This window comes from Actinomycetospora sp. C-140, assembly GCF_054796175.1.
Window position 1 is genome coordinate 538867 of sequence record NZ_JBTWNF010000002.1, and the last position, 6777, is coordinate 545643.

A 6777-nucleotide genomic window follows, 5' to 3' on the forward strand; every position below is an offset into this window, starting at 1 on the left:
AGGGCCACCGCTCGCCCCTCACCGGCGGGTGATGCCCAGCTGGAGGTCGTCCAGGTACTGCGAGGCGAACCCGGCCTCGGAGTAGGCGAGGTAGAAGTCCCACATGCGCACGAAGGTCTCGTCGAACCCGAGGGCGCGCACCTCGGCCTCGTGGGAGAGGAAGGTGTCCCGCCACCGCCGGAGGGTCTCGGCGTAGTCGAGGCCGATCGAGCGGCGGTCGACGACCTCGAGGGTCGTGTGGCGCGCCAGCGTCTGGTCGATCGCCTCGAGGCTCGGGATGAGACCGCCCGGGAAGATGTACTTGTGGATCCAGGTGTACGACGACTTCGTCGCCTGGAGCCGGTGGTGCGGCATCGTGATCGACTGCAGCCCGAACCGCCCCCCCGGGGCCAGCAGGCGGTCGACGGCGCGGAAGTACTCGGGCCAGAACCGCTCGCCGACCGCCTCGATCATCTCGATGCTGACCACGGCGTCGTACTCGCCGACCGCCTCGCGGTAGTCCCGGACGTCGATGGTGATCCGGTCCGAGACGCCCGCGCTCTCGGCGCGGGCCCGGGCCAGCTCGGCCTGCTCCACCGAGAGGGTCAGCGTCGTGACGCGGGCGCCGCGGCGCGCGGCGCGGATGGCCGCCTCGCCCCAGCCCGTGCCGATCTCGAGGACGTGCTGGCCGGAGCGCACGCCGGCGAGGTCGAGGATGCCGTCGATCTTGCGGTGCTGGGCGTCGACCAGCGGCTCGTCCGGCCGGGCGGGGTCGAACCAGGCCGCCGAGTACATCATCGACTCGTCGAGGAAGAGGCCGAACAGGTCGTTCGACAGGTCGTAGTGGCGGTGCACGTTCTCCTGTGACGCCGCGGCGTCGGCCGCCACCTCCTCGCGGGGCTGGCCGCGGTCGTAGAGGCGGCGCAGGTTGCGCAGCGGGCGGGGGACGAGCACCTCGACGTGGTCGGTGAGGGTCCGCAGGACGCCCACGAGGTCGTCGGAGTCCCAGTCGCCGACCATCCAGCCCTCGCCGAAGCCGATCAGGCCGTGGCGGCCCAGGCGGGTGAAGAAGGCCTCGGGACGGATGAGACGCAGGCCCGGTCCCGCGGGGTCGCCCTCGACCGTCCCGTCGGGCCACACGAGGTGCAGCGGGATGCGCCGGACCGCCGCGCGGACCAGGCCGCGGGCCACCGTCATGCGGAGCCGGTTCTCCCCCGGGTCCTGCAGGCCCGGCCAGATGCCCTCCGCCGGGCGCGGTACGGCCCGACGGGTCGCCGCGGAGGCGGAGGTGGTGCGGGAGCTCGGTGACACGTGTGTCGTCCTCTCGTCCGCGGCCGCACGTCTCGACCGCTCGGCCGTCCTGCTCGATCGGTCGCGCACGACCGTCGCCGCCACCTTCGTGATCGGACGCCCGGGTGTTCACCGGATTTCACGGAGATCAGCGGACGGCACCCGGTGGGCGGTCGACGGCGACGATCACTCACCGAGCGTCTCGGTGCGTTACCGTGCGAATTCTGCCCAGGTCGGACGGCATCCGTCCGGCGTCGGCGAGGGCCGCGGAGGAAGGTGTCATGGGCGTCCCCGAGCAGCTGCGCCGGCTCGACGAGGACCTGGCCACCGGGCGTGTCGACGCGGAGTCCTACCGGCGCCGCCGCGACGAGATCCTCGCCACGCGGCTGCCGCCGCCCCCGCCACCCCCTCGGGACGACCTCGACGACAGCGAGCTCGACGCCGCGGAGCGCGAGCTGGGTTTCGACAGCGGGTTCGAGACCGGCGTCGGGACGGGGTCCGACGGTCCGTCCGGTCCGGCGACGTCGACGGGCCGCCCACCGCCGTCCGTGCCCCGGGACCCGGGCCACCCCCGCCCGCCCGCCGGTCCGACCCCGCCGGGCGCCGGCCCCCCGCCCGGAGGCGCGCGACCGCCGGCACCTCCGCGTGGTGCTCCGGCCGGCCCCTACGCCGCGTCGAGCCCGCCGCGCCGGCCGGGATCGCCGGGAGGCCCGCCGTCCGCTCCGACCCGACCGGGGGCGCCGCCGCCTCCGGCAGCACCCGGTGCTCCGCGCGGCGATCGCCGCACCGCGCCGTCCGGGACGCCCCGGGCGCCGGAGCCGGGACCCGTCGTCGGCGGCACGGGCCCCGTCGACACCGGCGTGCTGCGTGCCGCCGACCCGCGGTCCGGGAGCGTCCCCGCCGGCCGACCACCCGGCCGGGACGGTGGAGAAGCGACCGATGCGGGGGAACGCCCGGACCGGCCCGCGCCATCGGTCGACGACCCCACGTCGGCGGCGGCGGGCGCGTCGGCCGGGATCCCGTCCACGTCGCGAGAAGCGATGCCGCGCGAGCAGCGCGGCGACGTCCCGACCCGTGGGCCCGCCGGTGACGACCCGTACCCGGCGACCGCGGGCGCCGGCGACGGGCCGGCACCGGTGGACGCTGCGGTCGGCGAGGAGCCCGACGCCGCGGCCGGCGCGCCGGCCTCGGGAGGCGGGGACCGCCCACCGCCCCGGACGACGGACGACGCCGCGGCCGGGCGCGCCTCCGAGGCGCCGGGTGTTGGCGGCGTCCCTGACGACGCGCCCGTGTCGGGGAGCACGGTCCGGGCGGACACCCCCGGGTCCGGCGGAGCCCCGGCCGGCGATCTCGGCATCGCCGCGAGCCTGGCCGGGACCGCGAGCCCGGTCGGCGCCGACGCCGCGAGCGCCGTCGGGGAAGCGTCCGGCGCGGACGAGATCGCCGGGGCGACGTCCGCGGCACCCTCGAGCCCCGCGACGGACGCCACGCGCGACGCCGCCACACGCGAAACCGCCGCCGCCAGCACGGACAGCGCGGCCACGGGTGGCGCGTCGGCCGACACCGCGGCCACGGGTGGCGCGCCTGCGGGTGGCACGGGCACCGATGGCGCGGCCGGCGGCGCCCCCGAGACCGGCGCCCCCGAGACCGGCGCTACCCACACCCGCACCACCCCCGGCGCCGGCCCGACACCTGCGACACCTCCCGAGGCGCGTCCCGACCCGGCGGACGACGAGCCCGACGCCGAGCCAACGTCCGCACTCGCGCCCGCGCCCGGCGACGCTCCCGGGACGGCGCGGCCCCGCGGCATCCCGGTGCCGGCGCCGGTGGCCGACGCGCCGCCACTGCCCGGGTCCGGCGGCACTGCGCCCGCGCTGCGCCCGCCACCGCCCCCGGCCGAGGACGAGGCCGCGCAGACCGACGAGCGACCGCTGCCCGCGGACCCCTTCCCGCCGCCGTTCCGCTGGTCGGCGGCGGACGCCGGCGGCGAGGACGCGCCGTCGCCGGACACGACGCAGGTGGTCCGGGACGCGGCCGGTCCGGTCGCCGACCGGACGCAGGTCGTGCCCGGTGGCACGGCGGGTGGTGAGGAGACCCAGGTCGTGCCGCAGCGTGCGGTGCCGGTCCGCGGAGCGTGGTCACCGGGTCCGGCACGACCGCCCGTGCCACCGCCCCCGGAGCGCACCCAGTTCGTGCCCGGTTCGGTGCCGGCCCGCGCCGCCGGCGGCGGGGTGGCCCGGCCGGAGGAGACCGCGCCGCCCTGGGTGCACGCCGCCGCCGCGCGGTCCGAGGGTCTCCAGGGCCGGGAGCTCTTCGCGCGCGGGCCCGGGCCGCGGGCGGGCGCGATCCTCGGCACGGCCGCGGTCCTGCTGCTGGTGGCGATCGTGCTCGTCGCCTCGATCGCCCTCGCCTGAGCGGCCCTCGCGGGGCGCTCACTAGGCTCGACCCCGTGGCGACGATGGTCACCTTCCAGGCCCACCCCGACGACGAGTGCATCACCTGCGGCGGCGTCATGCGCTCCGCGGCGGAGGCCGGACACCGCGTGGTGCTCGTGGTCGCCACCCGCGGCGAGCACGGCGAGATCGTGCCCGGCGTCCTCGACGAGGGCGAGACGCTCGCCGAGCGCCGCGTCCGCGAGACCCACGCGGCCGCGGAGGTGCTCGGCGCGGCACGGGTCGAGTTCCTCGGCTACGTCGACTCCGGCATGGTCGACACCGACACCAACGGCGCGCCCGGGTCGTTCTGGTCCGCCGACGTCGAGGAGGCCGCCGAGCGCCTCGCGGACATCCTGCGCGAGGAGGACGCCGAGGTCCTCACGGTCTACGACCGCATCGGCGGGTACGGCCATCCCGACCACATCCAGGTCCACCGGGTGGGACGGCGGGCCGGGGAGATCGCGGGCACCCCGCGCGTCTACGAGGCCACCTCCAACCGGGACGACTTCCGGCGGATGGTGGAGATGGCGCGCGCCGCGGGCGAGGAGGTGCCCGACCTGGACAGCGAGGCGTTCGGCTCGCCCGAGGCGGTGCTCACCACGCGCGTGGACGTCACGCCGTGGCTCGGGGCGAAGCGGGAGGCGATGCGCGCGCACCGCAGCCAGATCGCCGAGGACTCGTTCTTCCTCGCGCTGCCCGACGACCGGTTCGCGCTCGCGTTCGGCACCGAGTGGTTCATCCGCGTCGACGGCGACCCCGCGCACCGCGAGGACACGCTCTTCCCTGCGGAGACCTGACGGACGGACGTCTCGCCCGGCGTGGTGGTATGGGTCCGACATCCGCTGACGGACGGAGCCCGCGCGATGCCCAGCGAGATCGTCGTCGACCAGCGCGGCGTCCGGCTGGCCGCCTGGCACGTCCCGGCGACGACCGACGACCTGCGCGGCCCCGCCGGGCGCCCGTGCGTCGTGATGGCCCACGGCTTCGGCGCCACCCGTGACAGCGGCCTGCTCCCGTTCGCCGAGCGCTTCGCCGCCGCCGGCGCGGAGGTCGTGGTGTTCGACTACCGGGGCTTCGGCGCCTCGGAGGGCGAGCCGCGCCAGCTCGTCGACCACCGCCGCCACCGCGAGGACTACCACGCCGCGATCGCCCGGGCCCGCGCGATCGAGGGCGTCGACCCGGACCGGATCGTGCTCTGGGGCAGCTCCTACTCGGGCGGCCACGTCGTCGCCGTGGCCGCCCGCGACAGCCGGATCGCGGGCGTGATCTCGCAGGGCGCGGCGATGGACGGCCTCGCGGCGGTCGCCGAGATCCTGCGCTACGCGGGCCCGGGTCAGCTGCTCAAGGTGTCGGCGCACGCCGTGCGCGACGCCGTCGGGTCGCTGGTCGGCGCCCCGCCGCACCTCGTGGGCATCGTCGGCCCGCCCGGCGCCACGGCGGCGATCACCGCGGCCGACGCCGAGCCCGGCTACGGCGCCATCACCGGCCCGACGTTCCGCAACGAGATGCCGGCACGCGGGATCCTCGCCATCCCGTTCAACCGCCCGGTCGCCGACGCGGCGCGGGTGCGCTGCCCGATGCTGGTCGTCGTCGCGGCGGCCGACTCGATCGCCCCGCCGGCCGCCGTGCGTGCCGCGGCACGGCGGGCGGGCGGACCGGTCGAGGTGCTCGAGCTCGACTGCGGGCACTTCGACATCTACGTCGGCGAGGCGTTCGCGACGTCCGTCGCGGCGCAGGTCGCGTTCCTGGAAGGGCTCTGAGCTGACGATGGGGCGAGCGGGCATGGTCCGTGGTGGTGGTTGGGCGTGGGCGATCGCGTCGCCGGCCCGTGCCGTCGCGCTCTATGCCGCGGCCGCGGTGGTGGCCGTCGGTGCCCTCTACCTGTACGCCCGGTTCGGCTTCACCGATCTCGCCCAGCTCGCCCAGACCGACATGGCCGACCACGGCGACTTCCTGAGCTTCGTCGGTTCCGCCGCGGCGTGGCGTGCCGGCGGAGATCCCTACCTGCCCGACCCGGTGGCGAACGTGGTCAACCTGAACCCGCCGTCGTGGATGCCGGTGTTCGCCACTCTCGGCCTCTTCGACCCGGTGGTGGCCTACCGGATGTGGACCGTGGTCTCGGTCGCCCTTCTCGTGGTGGCGGCGATGTGGGTCGCCCGGGAGATCGACGCGCCGCCGGCGGTGGCCGTGCTCGGAGCGGCGTCGTTGCTGGTCTCGGGCCAGGCCATCAGCGTCCTCTGGCAGGGCCAGGTGTACGTGCCGTTGCTGCTCGGCCTGATCGGGGCGTGGGTGCTCGAGCGGCGCGGGCAGACCTGGTGGTCGGCCGTGGTGCTCGGGGTCGTGGCGGCGCTCAAGCCGTCGATGCTGCCGCTGCTCGCGTGGCCTCTCGTGCAGCGACGGTGGCGCGACGCCGTGGCCGGGGCCGGAGGGTTCGTCGCGACCATGCTGTTCGGTGTGCTCATCGCGGGACCCTCGGCGACGGTCGGGTGGGTCCGAGCCCTGGCCCGCGACAACGGCGGCGGTTACTTCGAGAACGTGTCCTTGTCCAACCAGGCACGGCGGTTGTTCACCCCGAACTTCTCCACGGGCCACCTCGCCGACCTGCCCGCCGCGGTCCCGGCCGCGACGCTCCTCGGACTGGTCATCCTCGCGGTGACGATCTGGCTGGCCAGGAACCGCGAGCTGGGGATGTGGGCGATCGTCGCCGCCTCCCTGCTCGCGGCGCCCGTGTCGTGGCGGGGCTACCTCATCCTGTTGTTCCCGGCCGTCGTCGTGCTGCTGGCCCGCCGGGAGTCCCGCGCCGCCGGGGTGTTGCTCGTGGCGATCGCGCTGGTCCCCTTGACCCTGCCCGGACTGTGGCCGGACAAGACGACGGCGGAAGCCGTCATCGGGCTGCTGTTGCCGGTGGGCTACATGGTCGTGCACTGGGCGGTCGTGTTGTTCGCCGACGGGCGGACGTCGGCGACCGCGCCGCGCGCTGCCGCCGCGACCGAGGAGCACCGTCCGTCGGTTGCCGCCGTGCCCTGACAGGGCCGGGTGCCGACGAGCTCAGCAGCCGACGACCACCCCGGAG

At 76.3% G+C, this 6777-nt stretch carries 5 protein-coding genes; 4 read left to right on the plus strand and 1 reads right to left on the minus strand.

Annotation, left to right across the window (positions count from 1 at the left end; translation table 11 throughout):
- Nucleotides 1–18 precede the first annotated feature (18 nt).
- Nucleotides 19–1290 (minus strand): class I SAM-dependent methyltransferase, encoded by a 1272-nt coding sequence (locus ACR9E3_RS05575; RefSeq protein ID WP_460379053.1) that lies wholly within the window; start codon nt 1288–1290, stop codon nt 19–21.
- 260 nt (nt 1291–1550) lie between these two features.
- Between ACR9E3_RS05575 and ACR9E3_RS05580 the strand changes: the two genes are divergently transcribed.
- The 4 genes from ACR9E3_RS05580 to ACR9E3_RS05595 all read left to right on the plus strand — a co-directional run bounded on the left by ACR9E3_RS05580 (nt 1551) and on the right by ACR9E3_RS05595 (nt 6731).
- The gene (locus tag ACR9E3_RS05580) at nt 1551–3683 is read left to right on the plus strand and encodes a DNA polymerase III subunit gamma/tau domain-containing protein (protein ID WP_460379054.1); all 2133 of its coding nucleotides are present in this window, start codon (nt 1551–1553) and stop codon (nt 3681–3683) included.
- Nucleotides 3684–3718: 35 nt separating this feature from the next.
- Complete coding sequence (locus ACR9E3_RS05585; protein ID WP_460379055.1) at nt 3719–4501, plus strand: PIG-L family deacetylase; 783 nt, start codon at nt 3719–3721, stop codon at nt 4499–4501.
- 66 nt (nt 4502–4567) lie between these two features.
- The gene (locus ACR9E3_RS05590) at nt 4568–5464 is read left to right on the plus strand and encodes an alpha/beta hydrolase (protein ID WP_460379056.1); all 897 of its coding nucleotides are present in this window, start codon (nt 4568–4570) and stop codon (nt 5462–5464) included.
- A gap of 22 nt (nt 5465–5486) precedes the next feature.
- Nucleotides 5487–6731: a glycosyltransferase family 87 protein gene (locus ACR9E3_RS05595; protein ID WP_460379057.1), complete on the plus strand. Its 1245-nt coding sequence runs from the start codon at nt 5487–5489 to the stop codon at nt 6729–6731.
- Nucleotides 6732–6777: the final 46 nt, after the last annotated feature.